This is a genomic window from Pseudomonas sp. P1_F1_2 (genome assembly GCF_056405815.1).
In genome coordinates, this window is the sequence record NZ_JBFUBK010000080.1 from 1 (window position 1) to 22205 (window position 22205).

Below are 22205 nucleotides of genomic sequence, written 5' to 3' on the forward strand. Positions count from 1 at the left end.
CTCCTGGCTCCTGGGTAGGGCCGATGTTGACGCGGTACATGCTCAAGTACCCGCGGGTAGAGCTCTTCATCGAAAGCACCAACCGAAGGGTCGACTTGATCCACGAAGGGTTTGATATCGCCTTGCGCGTGCGCTTTCCACCGCTGGAAAACACCGACATGGTGATGAAAGTGCTGGGCAACAGCACTCAATGCCTGGTGGGCAGCCCGAGCTTTGCCGAACGCCTGTCGTCACCCGCCTCCCCGGCTGATCTCAGCGGTTTGCCCAGCCTGCATTGGGGCGCGGCGCAGCGTGAATATCAGTGGGAATTGTTCGGCCCCGATGACGCCAGCGCGCTGATTCGGCATGCGCCCCGCATGGTGACGGACGATCTGCTCGCGTTGCGTCACGCAGCCGTCGCGGGGATTGGCGTCGTGCACCTGCCCAGCGTGGTGGTACGTGATGACGTTGCGGCCGGCAAGCTGGTGGATCTGGTGCCGGGCTGGGCGCCAAAGTGCGGAATCATCCATGCAATCTTCCCGTCTCGCCGTGGGCTGCTGCCCTCGGTGCGGGCATTGATCGATTTTCTGGGCGAGGAATTCAATCACGCAGACATTGCCTGAATGACGCGACACGCGGGGCTGGCGGAGTTTTTATTTCGGACATAATATCGATCGGAATTACAACCATAATATCCGCCCCGTCCGAGGACACGATCATGCAAAGTCCCACCCGCGAAGCCACGCTCGCTCAATGGATCGCTCAGGAACAGGCCATGCGTGCCCGCCTCGCTGGCCCTGGCAGCCTGTCCATGGCTGATGTCAGCGCATTGTCGCCGACCGAATTCTTCGAAGGCATTGGCAGCGGTGAACTGCCCTCGCCGCCGATTGGTGCGCTGATGGATTTCATCCCCATCGAATGGTCGGCCGGGCTGTTTATCTTTCAGGGCACACCGGACGCGCGGCATTACAACCCGTTGGGCAGTGTGCATGGCGGGTATGCGGCGACGTTGCTGGATTCGTGCATGGGGTGTGCGATTCATACCCAGCTGAAGAAGGGCCAGGGCTATACGACGCTGGATCTGCGTATCAGCTATGTTCGTGCGCTGACGGGCGCCAGCGGACCGGTGCGGGCCGAGGGAAAAATTGTGCATCTGGGACGCTCCACGGCGTTGGCCGAGGGGCGCATTTATGATGTAGATGGACGGTTGTATGCCACGGGGTCGACGACTTGCATGATTCTTGAGGCGCGGGGGTAGGTTCCGCGGATTCATGACTTCCGGTAAACATTGCTTTGCCGCTCCAGCGGTTTTTCTCACGGATGCAGGCGCGGATACTCGTGCCCATTCCTACAGCAACCCCTGGAGTCATAGATGTCTATTCCCGCCTTCGGTCTCGGTACGTTTCGCCTGCAAGGCCAGGTGCTCATCGATTCGGTGAGCACAGGCCTGGCGTTGGGCTACCGGGTGATCGACACCGCGCAAATCTACGAAAACGAAGCCGAGGTCGGCGAGGCCATTGCCGCGAGTGGTATTGCCCGCGACGAACTGTTCATCACCAGCAAAATCTGGGTCGCCAACTTTGCCAAAGAGCGGTTGATCGACAGCCTCAAAGAGAGCCTGCGCAAACTGCAAACCGACTACCTGGACCTGACGCTGATCCACTGGCCGTCCCCGGAAAACCAGGTGCCGGTTGAAGAATTCATGGGGGCCCTGCTCGAAGCCAAACAACTGGGCCTGACCCGGCTGATCGGTGTCTCCAACTTCACCGTCGACCTGATGCAACAAGCCATCGACGCCGTCGGTGCCGAACACATCGCCACCCACCAGATCGAACTGCACCCGTACCTGCAAAACCGCAAGGTGGTCGAGTTCGCGCAAAGCCAGGGCATCCACATCACGTCGTACATGACCCTGGCTTATGGCGAAGTGCTCAAGGACCCCATCATCCAGCAGATCGCCGAACGCCTTCAGGCTAGCGCAGCGCAAGTCGCGTTGGCGTGGGCCATGCAGTCGGGTTACTCGGTGATCCCCTCCTCGACCAAACACGCGAACCTGCAAAGCAATTTGAAGGCCTGCACCTTGATCTTGAGCGAGGCCGACATGGCGTTGATCGCCGGTCTTGATCGCAACCAACGGCTGACCAACCCAAAAGGCATTGCACCGCATTGGGACTAAGCGTCAGTCGCGCTTAAGGTGCTGCCCAAGACTTTTCATGGCGCGCTGCAACCGGTCGACCGCTTCATCGATCAGTGCCGCACAGCCTTCGGCGCAGGCTCGCTCCAGATCCTCGCAACACTCGATCAATCGCGCTGCGCGGACCATCCGCGCACTGCCCTTGATGCGGTGCGCCAACTCTTCAAGACGAAAGCGGTTGTCGCCAACGTGCGCTTGCAGCAACTCAATTCGGTCCTCACGGTTGGACTCGGCCAGTTCGCGCAACAATTGATTGATTAGGGTCCGGTCTTCACCGACGTATAGCTCCAGGCCGCTCAAGTCGATTTCGCTTGTTGGTGGCGCTTCAACCGGCTCAAGCGGTGCCGGCAATTCACCGGTAAATCGCGATGCCAGCCAGGCACTCAAATCCGCCAGCAGGATGGGTTTGAACAGGCAATCGTCCATGCCCGCTTCCAGGCATCGAACCCTTTCCTCAGGCTGCGCATTGGCGGTAAAGCCCAGTATCAGAGTCGGCGGCATGCCGTAGGCGCGCTCTTCATCACGAATCGCACCTGCCAGTTCATAACCGCTGAACCGGGGCATGTTGCAGTCGCTGATGACGACATCAAACGTCTGCGCGCGCCACTGTTCGAGCCCTTGCTCGCCATCCTCGGCTTCCAGGACATAGTGCCCCAGATAGCTCAGCTGACGCGTCAGCAACAAGCGATTGGCCGGATAGTCATCGACCACCAAAATCGTCAGGGGACGGGTGGAAACCGCCAGCCCAGTGTCCGCCACGTCACTGGCCGGCAAGGCTTTCAACACCACCAGCGACAGGCTGATTTCAGCCTCTGTGCCCCGTCCAAGGACGCTGCCAAGCACCAGCCGCCCACCCATCATTTCGCACAGGGTACGACTGATCACCAACCCCAGCCCGGAGCCCTTGCGGCCCGACTGCTGGTTGTTGCCAGCCTGGACGAACGGGTTGAACAAGCGCTGCAGATCAACCGCGCTGATGCCGATGCCGCTGTCTTCGATGTGTATGTTCACCGCCAGATGACCTGAAATCCCTGGCACCACCCGCAGTGTCAGGCTCACTTCACCTTCATCGGTAAATTTGACCGCGTTGCTCAAGAGGTTGGACAACACTTGCTTGAAACGCGTGGGGTCGATCAACACGTCACGGTCACTGCGTGCGTCCAGATCAACACGCCATACCAGGTCTTTCTCCCGGGCCAGGCCTTCGAACACCCGGCACACCGATGTCACCAGAGCCTGCAAATTGACACGTTCGGGGGTCAGGGATAGATGTCCGGATTCGATGCGGGCGATGTCCAGGATATCGCCGATCAATGCCAGTAGCTGCTGCGCGGCCGTGGACGCCACCTCCAGGGCGGAACGGTCCGCCACCCCTTCTTTCGCTCGCATTTCGGCCAATTCAAGCATGCCGATCAGGGCATTCATCGGCGTACGGATTTCGTGGCTCATGGTGGCCAGGAAGGTGGTTTTCGCGCGATTGGCGTCGTCGGCGGCGTCCTTGGCGTCCTGCAATTGCTGTAACCATTGTTGGCGCTGGCGGATCTGCCGGCGCTGCCAGGCGATCCAGCTCAGGGCCAGCGTGAGCAATACAGCAGCAGCGGCAAACGCCCGCAAAATGGTGGGGCGATAACGCAGCCAATAGTTGTCATCCTCCACCACATCATTGCCCCAACGGAGGACCAGACCGTCCATTTCTTCAGGCGAAATGCTCAGCAACGCTTTGTTCAAAATCGAATGCAATTCCACGGCACCGCGATCGGAGGCCATGGCGATGCGCGCCGGTTCATCGCCCACAGTACTGCGGATGCGCAAACGTCCCGGGTAGTACCGGGCAATCAGGTAACGGGTCATGAATAATGAGCTGACGGCCGCGTCCGCCTGTCCGTTCATGACCAACTCCAGGCCTTGCGCCGGGTTGTCAACATCCACCGTCCGCACGCCCGGCACCTGCGCAAGAATGAACGCGCGCGCCGGGTGGCTGTGATAAATCGCCAGACGTTTACCGGTCAGCTCGCCCAGTGTTTTCGGGCTATCGGGGGTGTCGGCGCTGACCAGTGTGTACGGATTGGTCACATAGGGGCTGGTAAAATGCAGGTCTGCTACACCTTCGGTCGCCGGGATGATGGCAGGTATGAGGTCGATCTCGCCGGACCTGAGTCGCTCGATCTGCTGGTCAAGTGAGCGGCCCCGCAGCACGTTGAAATTCAATCCGCTGCGCTGGCTGATCAGTGTCAGCAATTGCGCGGTCAAGCCATTGAATTGCCCTTCGGCATTGAAGAATGTCAGCGGTGCAAAGTTCTCGACCACCCCGACTTTCACCTGTGGATGACGGTCCAGCCACTCCTGTTCGCCGGCGCTCAGATTGACCCGTGACTGCCCCAGCCTGTTAACCCTGCCGGCGCTCCAGCGCAGGTCGATGGTTGCGCGCTGATCCATGGGGATCGCTGCCAGCGCCTTGTCGATGATGTCCTTGAGCACCAGGTTGTCCCGCGCCAAAGCAAAGCCGAACGGGTTGGCGTCGAGACCGGACGGTCCCATCAGTTGAACGTTATTGAGGTAGTTATTGTTGATCAGGTAATTGGCGCTGATGAGGTCCCCGAGGTACACGTCATCTTGCCCATAGGCCACCGCTCCCAGCGCATCGAGCGCCGATGGATAACGCTGCAGGCTGGCCTTGGGATAAAACGTTTCAACGGTTTTCGCCGGCAAATAGTCATCGACCATGGCGATGCGTTTACCCGCCAGATCTTCGGGCATACGCTCGTCCAGTCGGGTCACCAGCATGGGTTGATCTTCAGCGTAGGGGCTGGACAGGGTCAGTTCAGGGTCGGCCGCTTCGAAACTGTTCGAGGTCCCCAAAAGATCAAGCTCGCCGAATTTCAGGGCCTCCATGGCCGCTTCCCGCGTCGCATAACGCTGCACTTCAATCGGAACGCTCAGCAGTTGCGCGATCAGTTGAGCGTAATCGGCGGTGATGCCTTCCAGCTCATCCATGCTGCGCGTCACTTCGAAGGGCGGGTAGTCCGCGCCACTGACCCCGAGGCGCAAGACACGCTTGCTGCGCAGCCATTGCAGGTCCTTGTCATCCAGAGCGGCCTCGTAACCCTCCACGGTGGAACGCCCCAGCAATTGCAAGGACTTCGGCCCGTCCCCCCAGGCCGCCTGCGCCGGTGGCATCAGGCACAACATCAAGGCGCATAACAGGACACGCACGTTCTGGCACCCTCAGATCAATTGGTTGCGCTTGGCGAAATCACGTAGATGCACGGCCGCGTTCACGCCGAGTTTTTCGATCAACCGGATCTTGTAGGTGCTGACCGTCTTATGGCTCAAGTGCATCGCCGTGGCGATCTCCTTGTTTGGAGTCCCCCGGGCGAGGTACTGGAGGATGGTCAACTCGCGGTTGGAGAGATGATCGATCAATTGTTTTTCGCTGCGCTGCAGCGTGTTCATTGATCCGCTGGGCAGCTGCGTGAAATAGGTATATCCGGCCTTCAAGGCGTGTACGGCCTTGTGCAGTTGACTTAGCTCGTTGGTCTTGGCGACATAGGCCAAGGCGCCGGTACGCATGCAGCGCTCTTGAAAAAACAGCGGTTCAAGCGACGTGAAAACCAGCACCACACACGACAGGTTGCCGGCCTTGATTCGCTCCAGCACATCCAGCCCGTTACCGCCGGGCATCACCAGATCCAGAATCACCAGATCAATGCTGTGCTCACGCAGTATCGACCACGCCTCACTGACGCTGGAGGCTTCATGAATCTGTTTGAAACCTTCCTGCTCAAGTACCAGTTTGACTGCGGCGCGAACCACCGGATGATCGTCCACAATCAGCACTGACTTCATGGAAACTCCCTGTGCAAAAATCGACGATGACGCCACGAATGCCCGCTACAAAAGGCCGAATACACGCAGCAGGTGCGAGAAAACTCTTGCATGGCGGGCAGATGAAAACTACCTGTCAGAAATGACAGTTCCGACGAATGGTCACCCCGGATCAACCGGCCTTTTGCTGACCGGCAGGCACCAACGAGTCGAGGGAGGACATCAATTGCTGGATGCACATCAGGTCGGGATACCCTGCGTGGCTCACATGAATCGTCTGTCGCCCGCGGGCAGGCATCGGCGCTGATGGCTCGCGTGGCACATTGAAGATCAGGGTATGACGAACCTGCGGGTTGTCGAGAAACAGACCTGGCAGGTCCAAGGCTCCCTGCGTAAGTGAAGCATTGATGACCACCAGATCGAATGGCAAACAGCCGTACTCGACCAGGCTCAGCAATTCTTCAAGGTGTTGAACCGGTGCCACCCCGTAGTAACCGAGCTGATTGAACAGGCGTTCGATTTTCATTCGGTTAAAGTGTTGTTCGTCGGCGATCAGGATACGTAAAGCTTTGTTCTTCATGATAAAGCCTGCGTAGGCTGATGTATTCGTGAGGCGCAAAGACTACGGAAGACCCATAACGGTTGATGTAGGACTTTTCCTAAATGTCACGTCATTCAATCTGATGTAAACGTGAGCTCAATGCTGAGTCACGGGAGCATCGCGTCGTTGCAGCCAGCACATGAAATCCTCACCGCTCATCGGCCGCGCATACCGGTCTGCTGCCCTGGCGTGCACCCCAGCGCCAGCAATTGCTGGCGTTGGGCAACACAACGACAGGTACTACTGCCAGCCAAACCGCCGAATGTAGAACCCCTTCACAGCCTGTGTCAGCGCCATGTACGCCAACAGGATGACCGGCAGAAACACAAAGTACATCGAAGGCAGGGCCTGCAATTTGAAGTAATGCGCCAACGGCCCCATCGGCAGAAAAATGCCCACGCCCATGATGATCCCGGTCATCACCATCAATGGCATCGCTGCACGGCTTTGCAGGAACGGGATTTTCGGGGTACGGATCATGTGCACGATCAGCGTCTGGGTCAGCAGCCCGACCACGAACCAGCCGGACTGGAACAAGGTCTGGTGATCCGGGGTATTGGCGTCGAACACGTACCACATCAGCGCAAACGTGCTGATGTCGAAGATCGAGCTGATCGGCCCGAAGAACAACATGAAGCGCCCGACGTCCGCCGGTTGCCAGCGCTGGGGCTGCTTGAGCATTTCTTCATCGACGTTATCGAACGGGATGACAATCTGCGAAATGTCGTAGAGCAGATTTTGCACCAACAGGTGCATCGGCAGCATCGGCAGGAACGGGATGAACGCGCTCGCCACCAGCACCGAGAACACGTTGCCGAAGTTCGAACTGGCGGTCATCTTGATGTACTTGAGCATGTTGGCGAAGGTGCGGCGCCCTTCCAGCACGCCCTCCTCCAGTACCATCAGGCTTTTCTCCAGCAAGATAATGTCGGCGGCTTCCTTGGCGATGTCGACGGCGCTGTCCACCGAAATACCAATGTCGGCGGTACGCAGCGCCGGGGCGTCGTTGATGCCATCGCCCATGAAGCCGACCACATGGCCGTTCCCTTTGAGCAACCGGACAATACGCTCCTTGTGCGACGGCGTGAGTTTGGCGAATACGTTGGTGGTCTCGACCGCCACGGCCAATTGAGCGTCGCTCATGCGCTCAATGTCGTTGCCCATCAGCAGGCCTTGCTGCTCAAGACCGACTTCGCGACAGATTTTCGCGGTCACCAGCTCGTTGTCGCCGGTCAGCACTTTCACGGCCACGCCGTGAGCCGCCAGCGCTCTTAGAGCCGGTGCGGTGCTTTCCTTGGGAGGGTCGAGGAATGCCACGTAACCGATCAGCGTCAGCGCCTGTTCATCGGCCAGGCTGTAAGTGTCACGCCCTTCGATCATGGGACGCGCGGCCACGGCCACGACCCGCAGCCCTTCGGCGTTGAAGGCAGCAGTCACCTGACGGATCCGCGCCAGCAGTTCATCACTCAGTGCTTCATCGACAACGCCGTGACGCACGCGCGTACACACCGCCAGCACTTCTTCTACCGCGCCCTTGCAGATCAGCAGATGCGCATGCTCGCGCTCGGCGACCACCACCGACATACGCCGGCGGGTGAAGTCGAACGGGATCTCGTCGATCTTGCGAAACGCCGTGCCGACCTTGAGCTCACGGTGGATTTCCACGTGTTCCAGCACGGCCACGTCCAGCAGGTTTTTCAGACCGGTCTGGTAATAGCTGTTGAGGTAGGCCATTTCCAGCACGTCGTCGGAGTCGTTGCCCCAGACATCGACATTGCGCGCGAGGAAGATTTTGTCCTGGGTCAGGGTGCCAGTCTTGTCGGTGCACAGCACGTCCATGGCACCGAAGTTCTGGATCGCATCCAGGCGTTTGACGATGACTTTTTTACGTGACAGGAATACCGCGCCCTTGGCCAGGGTCGAGGTGACGATCATTGGCAGCATTTCCGGGGTCAGGCCCACGGCAATCGACAGCGCGAACAGCAATGCTTCGGACCAGTCGCCTTTGGTGAAACCGTTGATGAACAGCACCAGCGGCGCCATCACGAACATGAAGCGGATCAGCAACCAACTGACTTTGTTGACCCCGGTCTGGAACGACGTCGGTGCGCGATCAGTGGCACCGACCCGTTGGGCCAAGGCACCGAAATAAGTGTTGTTGCCAGTGGCGAGAATCACCGCCATCGCCGTGCCGGACACTACGTTGGTGCCCATGAACAGGATGTTGTCGAGGTCCAGCGGATTGTAAGTGTCGCTGTCTTGCTGGCGGGGAAACTTCTCCACCGGCATCGATTCACCGGTCATCGCGGCCTGACTGACGAACAGGTCTTTGGCACTCAGAACCCGGCAATCGGCCGGGATCATGTCGCCGGCCGACAACACGATCAGGTCGCCCGGTACCAATTGTTTGATCGGCAACTCGGTGCGCAGTGCATCGCGACGCAGTACCGTCGCGGTGTTACTGACCATCGCTTTCAGCGCATCGGCGGCCTGGTTGGACTTGGCTTCCTGCCAGAACCGCAGCAAGGTCGAGAGCACCACCATGGAGAAAATCACAATGGCGGCTTTCATGTCTTCGGTCAGCCAGGAGATGACCGCGAGCAGCGTCAGCAACAGGTTGAACGGGTTTTTATAGCAGTGCCACAGGTGGGTCCACCAGGGTAGCGGCTGCTCATGCTCAACCTCGTTGAGGCCGAAACGCTCGCGCTGGGTGTCGGCTTCGAGTTCGCTCAAGCCATCGGTGTGCGTACCCAATTTTTCCAGCAGTTGACCGGTGTCGCTGTTGGCCGCGCTTACCAGGGTTTGCGCCAGCGCCGGCGGCACTTCACGGCTGACCGTGGTATCGGTCAAGGATTCAAGCAATGCCAGGCGACGGAAGTGCCGGGCGATGTGGCGGGTGCGCAGGAATCCGGCGAAGAATTCCTTTAGCAGGGTCAGGTTCATGGCGTTGCCCCAGGGTCAGCCGGGAAACCTTCGAGCAGGCGTGTCGAGTCGCGGCGATGACGACAGGGCAGTCGCCATCACACGATAGTGTGTCGATGAGAGGACATCGGGAGCCGGGCCAGGACTGGCTCGACCGGGAGGCCGCTACTCGCTGTACGGCGAGACAACGGCACAAAAAAAGCTGCGCGTTAGCTTGCCGAGAAGGTGCCGGTTACTGAAACCGGCCGACTACTGTCACTCGAACACGTACCCACTGTGGGTCTCCGCTATTGATGAAAACGCGCGAAGCTTACGCCCCGATTTTTTCAGAGTAAACGAAGGAACGGCGTGAGACGGGGGAATCGCAGGGTTCTTCAGGAAGGGTTCAGCATTGAGGTTGGGGCGTGTTCTTCAGGGCTTATTCGTCGGAGCGCCGCCGGAGCAAGCGCCCGATTTTTTTGCAGGCTCAGGCTCAGGCGCTGGCGGCCAGGGCATGTCGGCGATGGTGAACATCGAGATGGTCCTTGATCACGCGCAACACCTTGGCCTCTTGCTCATGAATAAAGAAGTGACCACCCGCCAGCATGTCCACGGAGAAACTGCCGTGGGTTTCCTTGCTCCAGCCGATCAACTGTTCAGTGGTGGCGCGGTCGGCCTTGCCACCCAGCACGTGCACCGGGCATTTAAGCAAGGGGCGCTGCTGCGGCTCGAAGCGTCCGCACAGCAAAAAGTCGGCGCGCAAGACCGGCAGCGTCAGGCTCATCAGCTCTTCGTTGGCCGACACCTCTTCGCGGGAGCCATTGAACGTGCGTAGTTGCTCGATCAACTCGGTATCGGTTTTCGCTTCGGCAAAACCGCGATCATAGTCAGCACGCATTGTCGGCGCGGCCGTGCCTGAAGCGAACAGCGCCACGGGCTCCGGACAGCCCAGCGAGCGCAACGCATGGGCCATTTCACAAGCCAGCAATGCCCCAAGGCTATGGCCGAACAGTGCATAAGGGGCTTTGAGCGTGGCTTTTTGTTCGTGTGCGAGTTGCAGCGCCAGCCGCCGCATGTCGGTGTGCAACGGCTCGCCAAACCGCGCGCCGCGGCCGGGCAGCTCCACCGGTTGCAACGCCAGCCACTGCGGCAGTTTGCGCCGCCAGCGGCTGAAAACCATGGCGCTGGCGCCCGAATAGGGCAAGCACAGCAATGTCAGCTGGGTCACCGGGCTTTCCTCAAAAAATTAGTCTGTATAGAAGAACGGATGAAGCACACCTGGAATTAGGCGTACCGATAACCCTGTGGGAGATCCTTTGCTGCAGGGGCCCCTGCAACCGACAAAACCCGTAGGAATTTTCCCGTTTTACGCCGCCAATTGTAGGAATGAGACCTACCTACAAGGAACTTAAACATCCCCCAAAGGCATAACACCCTAATGCTGGCGGGCGCTGTGGTCTTGTAGCCGACAAAACCCAAACAATGAGCCCCGTCCTCCTCCGGCACAGCACATTCCTACACTCGGAAATACCTTGTTGCCAGTCGTTACATCGCCCCCTAACATCCAGCGTCAACGGGTACAGCGGAGCTGTCCAACAAAACCCGAATTCAAGGAACCAGAATGAACCAGCGCATCCACCGCAGCATTGACGCCCCCCTCCGGTCCGGCCTGAACCGCGATGAATTGTGGGAAGGTCCGGACAAGGGCCTGATCAAATGCTGGGAAATCGGCCGTCAACGCGCCACCCGCTTCCCCGAACTCGCCCGACGCAGCCTAGCCGGTGAACTGCCGGTGCTCGGCTGGAAGGGTGGCGTCAGTCGTAGCCTGAAAAAACTCGAAAAATACGGATCTCTCAAATACCTCGCCCAATGGCAAGGGTTGCGCGGGGAGGATCTGGATGTTGATTTGGGCAAAGAGCGGGCGTTGGCCTGCTCCAGGACCGGTATGGTGGTGACGTTTACACCGGATCGGTCGAAGTACTTTAATCAGGTGGCGGAAGTGGACGCTTAGGGAGAGGCACAGGGTCGACTTGCATCACGAGCTTCGTCCACTACTTGGCGGCCAATCGCCCCAACCTGACATCAGAGCATGGCCGGCTCGGCTTGGGGACTGACGCTGAAACGCTCGCGATAAGCCTGCGGTGTCACCCCCATCGCTCGCAGAAAACTACGGCGCAGTGTCTCTTCGCTGCCAAACCCGCACTGCACCGCCACCCGCTTGATCGGCACGCCGGTGTCGCTGAGCAACCGTCGCGCCGTTTCGACCCGAATCAACTCAATGGCGCGTGCCGGGGTTTGGCCGGTGTCGGCGCGGTAGTGGCGCACGAAGCTGCGTTCGCTCATGCCCGCCTGCAACGCCAGGGTCGGGATGCCGAGGTCTTGGGTGAGGTTTTCACTGATCCAGGCGTGAAGCTCGTCGAAACGGTCACCGTGCTTCTGCAAAGACAAGGTCACGCTGAACTGTGACTGGCCGCCCGGACGCTTGAGGAACACCACCAGTTGCTGGGCGACTTCCAACGCGGTGTTGCGGCCCAGGTCCTCTTCGACCATGGCCAGCGCCAGGTCGATGCCAGCCGTGACGCCCGCCGAGGTCCAGACCGGGCCGTCATTGATGAAAATCGGATTGGGCTCGACTTGAAGGCGTGGATGTTTTTGCGCCAACTGCTCGCAACGCGTCCAGTGCGTGACCACTCGACGACCATCGAGCCAGCCGCTGGCCGCCAACAAAAAGGCCCCGGTACACACCGACGAGACGCGCCGACAACCCGACGCATGCTCACGCACCCAGGCCACCAGCGACGCGTCTTCCGCCGCCGCATAAACGCCCCAGCCACCGGCAATGATCAGCGTGTCACTGCCGTTTTCGGGTAACGGTTCAGCCAACAACGCCAACCCCGACGACGACATCACCGCCCCGCCGCCACTGACAATCACCGAGGGTGCATACGGCGGTGGCAGCCCTTTCTGACGGCAGATGTCGTTGGCCGAGGCAAACACTTGCAACGGCCCGGTGACGTCGAGCAGTTGCACATTGGCAAACGCGAGCACGTGAATGGATTTCGGCATGGTTGGCGTAATTCGTGGGGTGATTGGCGGATACGCCAAATCCTACGAGCCTACAGTGAAGACGTCCACCCACTTCAGGAGAAATAAGCCATGACGTTGCAGATCGGTTTTCTGTTGTTTCCCCAGGTTCAGCAACTCGACCTGACCGGCCCTTACGATGTGTTGGCCTCATTGCCGGACGTGAAGGTGCATTTGATCTGGAAGGACCTGGTGCCGGTGACCGCGAGCACCGGCCTGATGCTCAAACCGACCACGACGTTCGACGATTGCCCGGCGCTGGACGTGATTTGCGTTCCCGGCGGCAGCGGCGTCGGGCCGTTGATGGAGGATGAGCAAACCCTGTCTTTCCTCAAGGCTCAAGCCGTCAACGCGCGGTATGTCACGTCGGTCTGCACCGGGGCGCTGGTGCTCGGCGCAGCGGGTTTACTCCAGGGCAAACGGGCGACCACGCACTGGGCCTATCACGAATTGCTCAAGCCGCTGGGCGCGATCCCGGTCAAGGACCGGGTGGTGCGCGACGGCAATCTGCTGACCGGTGGCGGGATCACCGCGGGGATCGATTTTGCCCTGACCCTGGCGGCAGAGTTGTTCGACAAGGACACGGCGCAACTGCTGCAGTTGCAGCTTGAATATGCCCCGGCACCGCCGTTCCAGTCGGGCAGCCCTGACACCGCGCCGCAGAGTGTTCTGGCTGAAGCGCATCGCCGTGCCGCCGCCTCGATTGAGCAACGGGCACTGATCACCCAACGGGCAGCGGCCTGGCTCTAAGCACTGCCAGACTTTTCGACAGGCAAAAAAAAACCCGCCGAAGCGGGTTTTTCCCAAGACCATTATCGACTCCCTGTCGGTAGCCAATCCTTGCTGATGGTCGATCATCCGTGATCCTGAAGCGCTTCCTGTGCTTCAGTTGATGGAGCTAGATTACGCGTCGGATCCAATCTGCAATAGTCGACATAGCTACCACCGTGTGTAAGACATTCGCTATAGCCACCCTTCCGAAAACCCCTAGACGCCTCAGGCATCTCGCCGGAGAGCTTCGGTACAGAGACTTCCAGCCAATCAGCCACCCTCACGCTCATGGGCCTTGGCGTTTTCGATCAGATACTGTTCGATGTTGTTCATCTGCTCTTCCCAACCGCGGCTGTCCATACGGAAAGCCTTTTCACGACGAGCTTGGGGGACGTGATCGAAACCGGACTCGGACACTTTGAGCCACGTGCCGTCGTCCCCGTCTTCAAGCTCGAATTTCACCAGTGTGGTCGGCTCCTGGGAGTAGTCGACGTCCGGGTTGACGGCATAAGGGTGCCAGCGAAACGAAAACAGCCGCTCCGGCTCAACGCTCTCCACCAGGACATTCCACCGCAAGTGTTCATAACCGGGATAGGTTATCTGCCCCTGAGTCCACTCACCGGCGATGAAACGCTTGCCTTCCAGTGCCACGCCAAACCACTGCCCGAATGCCTCTGCGTTGGCCAGCACGCGCCAGACGTGCGAACGCTTGACCTTGAGCAGGACTTTCCTTTCGATGCGATCAGATGCTGCGTTCATAAGTCACCTCCTGTATTGAACAGTAGGTCAGTAAGACCACAAGACCAACCCTAAAATGTATCAATCGCTTGCCGCGATCAACCTTGCCCGCAATATTCGGCCGCATTTGCATGCATAAGTTCTGACAGACGGACGAGACTGTTGGCTGGCGGGGCCTCACAGGTGGCAGGTCTTCTGTCGGCGCAAGGCAAAAACGATTCGCTACACTGCACCTCAATCTCCTCTGCCACAGCGAGTTTTCCTCCATGTACTCACGCGTTCTCCTGGCACTGACACCCGTGCTGTTTACCTCGATGGCCTTCGCCCTGGACTGCGACAATGCCGCCGACCAGGCCACGATGAACCAGTGCGCGGCGCAGCAGCATGCGGCGGCTGACAAGGAGTTGAATGCGCTGTATCAGCAAATCACCACGCGACTCAAAAGCGAGCCCGAGCGCAAGAAGTCGCTAGTGGGTGCGCAGCGTGCGTGGATTGCGTTTCGGGATGCCGAATGCAATTTTTCGGCGTCCGGGGTGGAAGGCGGGAGTGTTTATCCACTGATCTACAGCAATTGCGTGACTGAATTGACCAAGGCGCGAGCCGAGACCTTCAAGACTTACTTGAAGTGTCAGGAGGGGGATTTGGGCTGCCCGGTGCCGGGACAGTAAGGTTTCCAGCGTTCTCAAAGGCCTCATCGCGAGCAGGCTCGCTCCTACATTGGATGTGCGTAGGAGCGAGCCTGCTCGCGATGGCGTCTGATCAGGCAAAAATGATTACCGGACAAACACCTGTGCCGTGGTAATCGCCATGTCCCCGCCCGGCATCTTGATGCTGCCGATCTGCTTCAGGCTGTCGGCATCAAAAATCGCCACGTCGTTAAACGTCCCGGCCAGGTAGATCTTGCTGCCGTCCTTGTTGAAGGAAATGCAGTAGTAGGAATGATCCAGCGTCGCCGCCTGCAGCATTTTCTTTTCCTTGATGTCGTACTTGGCCAAGCGGTTCAGCACGCCGAACATCAGGTTCGGATCCTTCGGCGAGCGCATGCCGCTGAAGTAGATTTCCGTCAAAGGACCGAAGTCAGTGGTTTCGGTCTTGCCGGTTTTCAGGTCGATGCTGAACAGTCCGTAAAGGTACTCGGCAGTGGCCGGGTCCTGCTTCTTGTCCTTGAATTTCGCGGCGGTGTAGAGCAGCGAGAAGTCATGACGATAGGTCTGCTGGTTCCACACGTAGAGCACGTCCGGCGCGCTGTAGTTCTCGCGTTTCCAGTGACGGCTGGGGATCAGCACGTCGAACTTGCCGGTTTTCACATTGACCTTGTAAACGTCCGCCCCCGCCACATACAGCGTGCCGTCATCGCCACTCTGCATGATGGTCAGTTGCCGTGGTGCCGGGAAACTGCGCACCGGTTTGGCGTCCATCCCGGCATCGGTGGCATACACATCGAGCCGCGGTTGCTGCACTTCGTAGCGGTCGTTGAGCATCAGTGTCGGGTTGGCGACGGTGTACAGTTCCTTGCCGTCGTGGCTAAGGGTGAAGGCGAACATCGAGCGCGCTTTCTCCCCCGTTTTTTGCGTGATGCTGGCGTGGAACACCTGCTTGCAGTTGTCCAGTTCGACGCCGTAGACATCCGCATAGTGATTGTTCAACACGTAGGCGGTCTTGCGGTCCGGTGACAATTGCACGGTGCCGGGGCCAAAGGCGTCAGGCATCTTGCAGGTCTTGAGCAAGGTGTCGGTGGCCWGGTCGATCACGTTCAGGTTGTTCGGGTAATTGGTGGTCAACATGTACTCGTGACCGTCTTGCAATGCAGTGTTTTCATCGGCCAGAACAGTGAACGAACACGTGCTCAGGGCGGCGAATGCGGCCAGGCCGCAGGCTTTGATGCTGTGCATGCTGGAATCCTTCTTCTTATCTGATCACTTGTCTTTCGGGAAGACAGTGCCGAGGTTGCGCCAGTTTTCGTTGGACGCCTGGGCATCCTTGTTCCAGTCCGGGTAGGTACTCATCATGTCGGGCACCTGGGCCGGCCACCAGCACGGGTCGGAGCAGCCATACAGGTCGGCTTCCATCGGTTGGCAGAGCGACGACACACCACCAAACGCGTCGATTTCCCAGCCCGGGTCGGTGGTCGAGGCGCAGCCCGCCACGGAACTCATCGCGACCACTTCTTCGATGCGGTTTTCGGCCGCGGCCTGATCCATTTTCAGCGCTTTGTTATTGATTGCCTTGAGATGTTTCATATCAGTGAGCCTTGCGCGGAGTGATGTAGCTGCTGATGAACGCAGGGTTATTGGCCATGATCCGGGTGTAGACCTCGATACCGAAGTCGACCCAGTCACGCATCAGTTCGCAGTAGTGATAGGTCGGATGGGTCGGGTCGCCATACCGGGCGTAGCTCTCGTGATAGCAGCCGCCGGAACACAGGTTGCGGATCTGGCAGTCTTCGCAACCGGTGTTGGTGCGGTCCAGGCGCTGGGACAAGAAGTCGTTCAACTCGACTTGCTTCACACCGCTGTGGACGTTGCCGAACGTCGGCAGGCTGGAACCGGTAAAGCGATGGCACAGGTTCAGCTCGCCCTTGTGATCCACCGCCAGCATCTTCAGGCCCGCGCCGCATGGCAGGGCTTTTTTGTGGCCTTCGTGGATGTCGGTGATCAGCTGGTGCAGGTTGGAGAAACCGATGTTGCGGTGCTCCAGCGCGGCTTCCAGGTAACGACGACCGAGTTTTTTCATGTTGGCGAACACTTCGATCAGCTCGTCGCTGGTCAGGTTGAACGTGCTGATATCGCCGGAGGTCACGGGAGCGAAACCGACTTCGGCAAACCCTAGCTCGTTGAACAGGTGGTCCCAGATGGTTTCGACATCGGTGACGCCGGTGGTCAACGTCACACGGGCACCGACCGGGCGGCTGTTGTAGCGCGACAGCAGCATCTCGGCCTTGCGCCGCACCACGTCGTACGTGCCCTGCCCGCCCACGGTAATGCGGTTGCGGTCGTGCACGGTCTTCGGCCCGTCGATACTCACCGAAAGCCCGAAGCGGTGGGCGTTGAGGTAATCCACGGTTTCTTCGGTCAACAGCGTGGCGTTGGTGGTCATGACGAATTCGACGAACTTGCCCGCCTCGCGAAAACGTTTCTCACAGTAGTCGACCATGTACTCGATCAGCTTGCGATTGCTCAGCGGTTCGCCACCGAAGAACACCACGGTGAAACGCTCTTCGTCGGGGGATTCGCGCAGCAGCATTTCCACCGAGGCGATCGCCGTTTCCACGTCCATTTTCTTGCCGGCCGAGGGCTTGTCGAGGTCTTCCTTGTAGCAGTAGGTGCAGCTCAAATTGCAGCCGGTGTTGACGTTGAGCACCACGGTATTGATCGCCGTGCGTTCGACCCGTTTGGTGCCGATGTCCGGGGTCAGCGGCGAACCGTCGCTGACCAGTTCCAGCGAGATCAATTCACGCAGCGTTTCGGTGACTTCTTCGCCGTTGAAGCGCTCGGCCAGACGCTGGATCAGGTCATCGGACGAACAGCCCGGACCGCGCAAGGTATCGATGATGGTGCCCGTCAGCTCATCACTGGCAAACAGCGAACTGCTGGGAATGTGGAACAGCATGCGGTCGGCATCGACGTGCACTTCGTGCAGGTTCCGTTCGACCAGATTCAAAATAGCGCCCATTGCAACCTCCTGTGCAAACCCCGTTCGACGGGGCCTGCGGTCATTCCGAAAAGTGTCTGAAGCCTTGGGTTTCAGGGCACATCACGGAATGGGTGGATTGTTCCAGCGTTGCACGGTGACGATCATGTGGCCTTCGCCGGTCAGGGATTTCCCTGCGTCGTCGACGGCGGCGATCACCTTGAGGTTGCCGGCATTGTTGGTGGACATTTTGCGTTGCGGGTTCGGCCCGGCATCGCCCGGCGTGAACACGCCGCTGTCAGCCTGCATGGTGCCGGCGAACTTGACGTCTTCGTCTTCCTTGGCGCGGTCATCGAAGGCTTCGACTTTCCATTGCGCCGGGAATACACCGATGCGATAAGGCTTGCCGTCGGCGCCTTTGCCCCATGCCTCGGCGTCGAAACGCCCCTGGACTTTCGGCGTCGAACCACCGCCCTCACCGATCCGCGAGACCGAAAACTCCGGCACGACTTTGACTTCGGCGATGGAGTTGTAGACCGACAGGCTCGGGCCTTTCAACGTGCCCACCGTCACCGTGCGCAGGCCCGGTTGGGCATTGGCGGCGGCCTTGAGTTTGACCTTGATCCGGTCCGGGCTCTGTTCGACGACTTCGAGCACTTCCACACCTTTGCCGAAGCTCGGTTTGCCGGTGAGACCACTGCCGATCAGGGTCACTTCGGTTTCGCTGCCGGCTTTCACGTAACCCGGTTGCACCGCCAACAAACGACTGGAGCCTTGCTTGGCGGCGACGAAGTCCAGGCCACGCTCGTCATGCTCGGCCTCGAACATGCGGCCTTGCATGGCATTGCCTTGGGCGGCGAATACCTGGCGCAGGGTCACGCCATCGATGGTCACGTTGCCGCGCCATTCATAGCCGGTGTAGAGAATCGCGCTGCCGTCGCCGTTGAACGGGCTGCCGTCGGCGTATTGGCCTTTGATGCTGACCTTGAAGGTGTCGCTGCCATCGGCGCTGACGGTCATCACGCCGGCCAGTTCGCCCTTGCCTGGCAAGTGACCGCTGAAGCTCCAGTCCCCCACCAGTGCATCGGATTTAGGCGCGACGCTTTGCCATTTTTTCCAGGCCGGGTTATCCAGCGGATAACGCTTGGCCAGCAACGGCACCATGTCTTTGCGGGCGATGTCGAACCAGTCACGGTCGCGGGCCAGGGCCTGGTATTCCAGCGACGGCCACTGGCCGAGGTGGAAGTTCACCAGACGCTCCCATTCCTGGGCCGGACGGCGTTGCAGTGCAACCCGTGCACCGGAGTGGCAGCGGCCACACATCTGGCTGGTCTGGTCGTCGAATTTTTCGACGGTATTGAGCCGGCGCTCAAGGGCATAACGCACACCGTCGGTTTCGCTTGGCGCCAGGCCCTGGGTGTCGGCCAGGTACTTGACCAGCGTGCGGCGGTCCTCATCGCTGATCTGCAAACCGTGCATGGTCTGCATTCGGGCGATGCTCATCAGCCAGCCTTCCGGGGTCTTGCGCTGGTGGCTGATACGACTGAGGGCGTTACCGGCTTCGGGCGTGTGACAGCCCTGACAGGTTTCCTTGAGGATGGTCTGGGCGTCTCGGGCTGCCTGGCTGTCCGGCGCATGCAGCGCCACACAAGCGGCTACGGCCAGCAGGCTGGCGCTCAGGCCTGATCGGAGTTTTCTCTTCATCAACGTCGAACCTCGCACGGTGCTTTCTTATTTTTGTGGCTTATCGTTTTTATGGTTTCTAGCGTCAGCGGCGAACCACCGACGCAGGCAAGAGAAACGTCTGCGATGAGCAATACACGGAGCGTGCCAGCTTGCCGATATCCTTTTTTATCAATCAGTTGCGTTAAAAACCGGTTGCTCGAAGCGCTGTCGACCAGATCACCTGCGTCTAATATCGCGACAGTTGTTGCAGTCTGCGACAAGCATAGATGCCCGCACGGAACAGCTCATCGCTCGACGATTGACGGCATCGGGATCAAGGGGCGAAATGGTTGTTCACGGAATGCCGACAGGGGATCAAAAATGGCAAACATTACTGTCTTGGCGGGGGACTTTCTGCAGGGTGATGGAGAGTACAGGGACGGCGTTTTTACCCTCAGGACGCCGCTTCACCCGTGGCCCGGTCTCTGCCTCCCGCTTTCATCGTTCAAGCGTGTGGAAGTGGCCAACGAGGAGTCGATCAACAACTTCAAGGACGCCATCGGGTTCGGCGTGGCCGGCGCCATGCTGCTGGGCCCTATCGGCGCGATTGCGGGGTTCATGCTGGCTGGCAAGGAAACCGAAGTGACCTTCCTGGCCACACTCAAGGACGACAAAAAGCTATTGGCTGCCGTTGATAGCGACACGTTCGAGGAAATTTCCCGAAAAATACCGTCTTGAATACGTCAACGCGAGCCGCACCACGCGCGGTGGTGCGGCTTGGCCAGTTCAGCCTGGAAACGTAGGGGGGAGGAGGCCTTTGTGTGCGCTGATCTCTTGCTGCATCTGCGTCACCAGCGCCGTGATCGCGTGGGCAGTGTCCAGTTCCCAGACTGCAACGTGGCTCACCAGGTCCACTTTGCCGGTGGTGCAATCGCAGACTCGAATCGTCAACGACTGATCCGGCAATAGGCTGCAGGTGCATACCGAAGGCAGAAAACTCTGCTCAATGATGCTTTGAATCTCCAGGGTTGAAAGGTTCATCACTACCTCCCGTGCGCGAGATGTGTGGCCGGGAGAGTGCTCCATCACTTCACCCACCGAGCGAGAAAATTCTATTCCTCAACACGAGGGGTCTCAAGGGCGCAACCGGGTTGCTCGTCGTCTCAGTCGTTGTCGCAATTTGCGAAAAAAATCACCGCCGTTGCCAACCCTTTGCGCCCGGCGAACCCCGGCTAATCAACGGTTCGCCTGACCTTGCGGCGACTTGGCACAGCCATTGCGAAAGCCCTGTTCTCACGAATAATAAGAGGCCTCGCCATGTCGCTCCCTAATTTGCTTCCCGCCACTTCCGCGTTTATCCAGCGCGCACCGCGCATGCTGATCGGCGGTGACTGGGTCGAGGCCGCCGATGGCCAGACCATGCCCCTGCACAACCCCGCCACCGGCGAAGTGTTGTGTGTGGTGCCACGGGCCATGCCCGAGGATGTCGACCGCGCCGTGCTGGCCGCCCGCCAGGCTTTTGATGATTCGACCTGGACCCGCACCCGCCCACGCGAGCGGCAGAACCTGTTGTGGAAACTCGCCGACCTGATGGAGCGCGACGCCGAACTGCTGGCGCAGCTGGAATGCCTCAACAACGGTAAAAGCGCGGTGGTGGCGCAAGTGATGGACGTGCAACTGGCCATCGATTTCCTGCGCTACATGGCCGGCTGGGCGACCAAGATTGAAGGCTCCAGTGTCGAAGTGTCGCTGCCGTTGATGCCCAACGATCAGTTCCACAGTTTCATCCGTCGCGAAGCGGTGGGCGTGGTCGGCGCCATCGTCGCCTGGAACTTCCCGCTGCTGCTGGCTTGCTGGAAGCTCGGCCCGGCCCTGGCCACCGGCTGCACCGTGGTGCTCAAACCCGCAGATGAAACCCCGCTCACGGCGCTGAAACTTGCCGAACTGGTGCTGGAGGCCGGTTACCCCGAAGGCGTGTTCAACGTGGTCACTGGCACCGGTATTACCGCCGGTTCGGCCCTGACGCACAACCCGTTGGTGGACAAGCTGACCTTCACGGGCTCCACTGCCGTGGGCAAACAGATCGGTAAGATTGCGATGGATTCGATGACCCGTGTAACCCTGGAGCTGGGCGGAAAATCACCGACCATCGTCATGGCCGACGCCGACCTGAAATCCGCCGCGGCCGGTGCCGCCAGCGCGATTTTCTTCAATCAGGGACAGGTGTGCTGCGCCGGCTCGCGACTGTATGTGCAGCGCAAACATTTCGACAATGTGGTGGCGGACATCAGCGATATCGCCAAAGCCATGAAGCTCGGCAACGGGCTGGACCCCAGTGTTGAAATGGGGCCATTGATCTCCCGGCGCCAACAGGAACGGGTTTACGGGTATATCGAAAAGGGCCGGGAAAGTGGTGCGACCATCGCCTGCGGTGGTGAGCAATTCGGACCGGGATTTTTCGTCAAGCCGACCGTGATTGTCGACGTCGATCAAAAACACTCGCTGGTGCAGGAAGAGATTTTTGGCCCGGTACTGGTAGCGATTCCGTTCGATGACGAGGCCGATGCGTTGCGCATGGCCAATGACAGCCCTTATGGGCTTGGAGCGAGCATCTGGTCGAATGACCTGGCGGCGGTGCACCGGATGATTCCGCGGATCAAGTCGGGGTCAGTGTGGGTCAACTGCCACAGCGCACTGGACCCGGCCCTGCCGTTTGGCGGGTACAAAATGTCGGGGGTCGGGCGTGAAATGGGGTATGCGGCGATTGAGCATTACACCGAGTTGAAGTCGGTGTTGATCAAGCTCTAATCGCGCTGT

At 59.4% G+C, this 22205-nt stretch carries 20 protein-coding genes; 8 read left to right on the forward strand and 12 right to left on the reverse strand.

Annotation, left to right across the window (positions count from 1 at the left end; translation table 11 throughout):
* The 3 genes from AC1D2P_RS21445 to dkgB all read left to right on the forward strand — a co-directional run.
* The coding region (locus tag AC1D2P_RS21445; protein ID WP_477811577.1) for a LysR substrate-binding domain-containing protein at positions 1–602 on the forward strand (602 nt) is incomplete at its 5' end.
* A 95-nt stretch (positions 603–697) separates the two neighbouring features.
* Positions 698–1237, forward strand: a complete 540-nt coding sequence (locus AC1D2P_RS21450) for a PaaI family thioesterase (protein WP_046032646.1) — start codon at positions 698–700, stop codon at positions 1235–1237.
* A 114-nt stretch (positions 1238–1351) separates the two neighbouring features.
* On the forward strand, positions 1352–2155 hold the full coding sequence (gene dkgB, locus AC1D2P_RS21455) for a 2,5-didehydrogluconate reductase DkgB (RefSeq protein WP_477758382.1): 804 nt from the start codon (positions 1352–1354) through the stop codon (positions 2153–2155).
* Positions 2156–2158: 3 nt separating this feature from the next.
* Here the strand turns inward: dkgB and AC1D2P_RS21460 are convergent, their stop codons facing one another.
* The 5 genes from AC1D2P_RS21460 to AC1D2P_RS21480 all read right to left on the reverse strand — a co-directional run bounded on the left by AC1D2P_RS21460 (position 2159) and on the right by AC1D2P_RS21480 (position 10728).
* A complete protein-coding gene (locus AC1D2P_RS21460) occupies positions 2159–5386 on the reverse strand; it encodes a transporter substrate-binding domain-containing protein (RefSeq protein ID WP_477758383.1) in 3228 nt (1075 codons plus the stop codon).
* 12 nt (positions 5387–5398) lie between these two features.
* Complete coding sequence (locus AC1D2P_RS21465; protein ID WP_109788154.1) at positions 5399–6019, reverse strand: response regulator transcription factor; 621 nt, start codon at positions 6017–6019, stop codon at positions 5399–5401.
* Between the two features lie 151 nt (positions 6020–6170).
* The gene (locus AC1D2P_RS21470; protein ID WP_046032642.1) at positions 6171–6578 is read right to left on the reverse strand and encodes an ANTAR domain-containing protein; all 408 of its coding nucleotides are present in this window, start codon (positions 6576–6578) and stop codon (positions 6171–6173) included.
* 261 nt (positions 6579–6839) lie between these two features.
* Positions 6840–9542 (reverse strand): magnesium-translocating P-type ATPase, encoded by a 2703-nt coding sequence (gene mgtA / locus AC1D2P_RS21475; RefSeq protein ID WP_109788155.1) that lies wholly within the window; start codon positions 9540–9542, stop codon positions 6840–6842.
* Positions 9543–9993: 451 nt separating this feature from the next.
* On the reverse strand, positions 9994–10728 hold the full coding sequence (locus AC1D2P_RS21480; RefSeq protein WP_109788156.1) for a thioesterase II family protein: 735 nt from the start codon (positions 10726–10728) through the stop codon (positions 9994–9996).
* 393 nt (positions 10729–11121) lie between these two features.
* Here AC1D2P_RS21480 and AC1D2P_RS21485 point away from each other — a divergent pair, with 393 nt between their 5' ends.
* Positions 11122–11511, forward strand: a complete 390-nt coding sequence (locus AC1D2P_RS21485; RefSeq protein WP_046032639.1) for a hypothetical protein — start codon at positions 11122–11124, stop codon at positions 11509–11511.
* Between the two features lie 71 nt (positions 11512–11582).
* Here the strand turns inward: AC1D2P_RS21485 and AC1D2P_RS21490 are convergent, their stop codons facing one another.
* Positions 11583–12566, reverse strand: a complete 984-nt coding sequence (locus tag AC1D2P_RS21490; RefSeq protein ID WP_477758384.1) for a GlxA family transcriptional regulator — start codon at positions 12564–12566, stop codon at positions 11583–11585.
* 90 nt (positions 12567–12656) lie between these two features.
* On the opposite strand from AC1D2P_RS21490, the gene inhA reads away from it, so the two are divergent.
* The gene (gene inhA / locus AC1D2P_RS21495) at positions 12657–13334 is read left to right on the forward strand and encodes an isonitrile hydratase (protein WP_477758385.1); all 678 of its coding nucleotides are present in this window, start codon (positions 12657–12659) and stop codon (positions 13332–13334) included.
* 291 nt (positions 13335–13625) lie between these two features.
* On the opposite strand, the gene AC1D2P_RS21500 is transcribed toward inhA, so the two are convergent.
* A complete protein-coding gene (locus tag AC1D2P_RS21500; protein WP_077431689.1) occupies positions 13626–14114 on the reverse strand; it encodes an SRPBCC family protein in 489 nt (162 codons plus the stop codon).
* A gap of 245 nt (positions 14115–14359) precedes the next feature.
* On the opposite strand from AC1D2P_RS21500, the gene AC1D2P_RS21505 reads away from it, so the two are divergent.
* A complete protein-coding gene (locus AC1D2P_RS21505) occupies positions 14360–14761 on the forward strand; it encodes a lysozyme inhibitor LprI family protein (RefSeq protein ID WP_046032635.1) in 402 nt (133 codons plus the stop codon).
* A gap of 105 nt (positions 14762–14866) precedes the next feature.
* Here the strand turns inward: AC1D2P_RS21505 and peaD are convergent, their stop codons facing one another.
* From peaD to peaA, 4 genes are all read right to left on the reverse strand, one after another.
* Positions 14867–15985: a quinohemoprotein amine dehydrogenase subunit beta gene (gene peaD / locus AC1D2P_RS21510; protein ID WP_477811578.1), complete on the reverse strand. Its 1119-nt coding sequence runs from the start codon at positions 15983–15985 to the stop codon at positions 14867–14869.
* A gap of 24 nt (positions 15986–16009) precedes the next feature.
* Positions 16010–16333, reverse strand: coding sequence for a quinohemoprotein amine dehydrogenase subunit gamma (gene qhpC, locus AC1D2P_RS21515; protein WP_046032633.1), 324 nt, complete (start codon positions 16331–16333; stop codon positions 16010–16012).
* Position 16334: 1 nt separating this feature from the next.
* Positions 16335–17765, reverse strand: coding sequence for a quinohemoprotein amine dehydrogenase maturation protein (gene peaB, locus AC1D2P_RS21520; protein ID WP_477758386.1), 1431 nt, complete (start codon positions 17763–17765; stop codon positions 16335–16337).
* Between the two features lie 81 nt (positions 17766–17846).
* The gene (peaA, locus tag AC1D2P_RS21525; protein WP_223522610.1) at positions 17847–19427 is read right to left on the reverse strand and encodes a quinohemoprotein amine dehydrogenase subunit alpha; all 1581 of its coding nucleotides are present in this window, start codon (positions 19425–19427) and stop codon (positions 17847–17849) included.
* A gap of 342 nt (positions 19428–19769) precedes the next feature.
* Between peaA and AC1D2P_RS21530 the strand changes: the two genes are divergently transcribed.
* Entirely contained in the window at positions 19770–20126 is a 357-nt protein-coding gene (locus tag AC1D2P_RS21530; protein ID WP_109788163.1) for a hypothetical protein, read from the forward strand.
* A gap of 48 nt (positions 20127–20174) precedes the next feature.
* On the opposite strand, the gene AC1D2P_RS21535 is transcribed toward AC1D2P_RS21530, so the two are convergent.
* Entirely contained in the window at positions 20175–20429 is a 255-nt protein-coding gene (locus AC1D2P_RS21535) for a DUF1652 domain-containing protein (protein WP_477758387.1), read from the reverse strand.
* A 276-nt stretch (positions 20430–20705) separates the two neighbouring features.
* Between AC1D2P_RS21535 and AC1D2P_RS21540 the strand changes: the two genes are divergently transcribed.
* On the forward strand, positions 20706–22196 hold the full coding sequence (locus AC1D2P_RS21540; protein WP_477811579.1) for an aldehyde dehydrogenase family protein: 1491 nt from the start codon (positions 20706–20708) through the stop codon (positions 22194–22196).
* Positions 22197–22205: the final 9 nt, after the last annotated feature.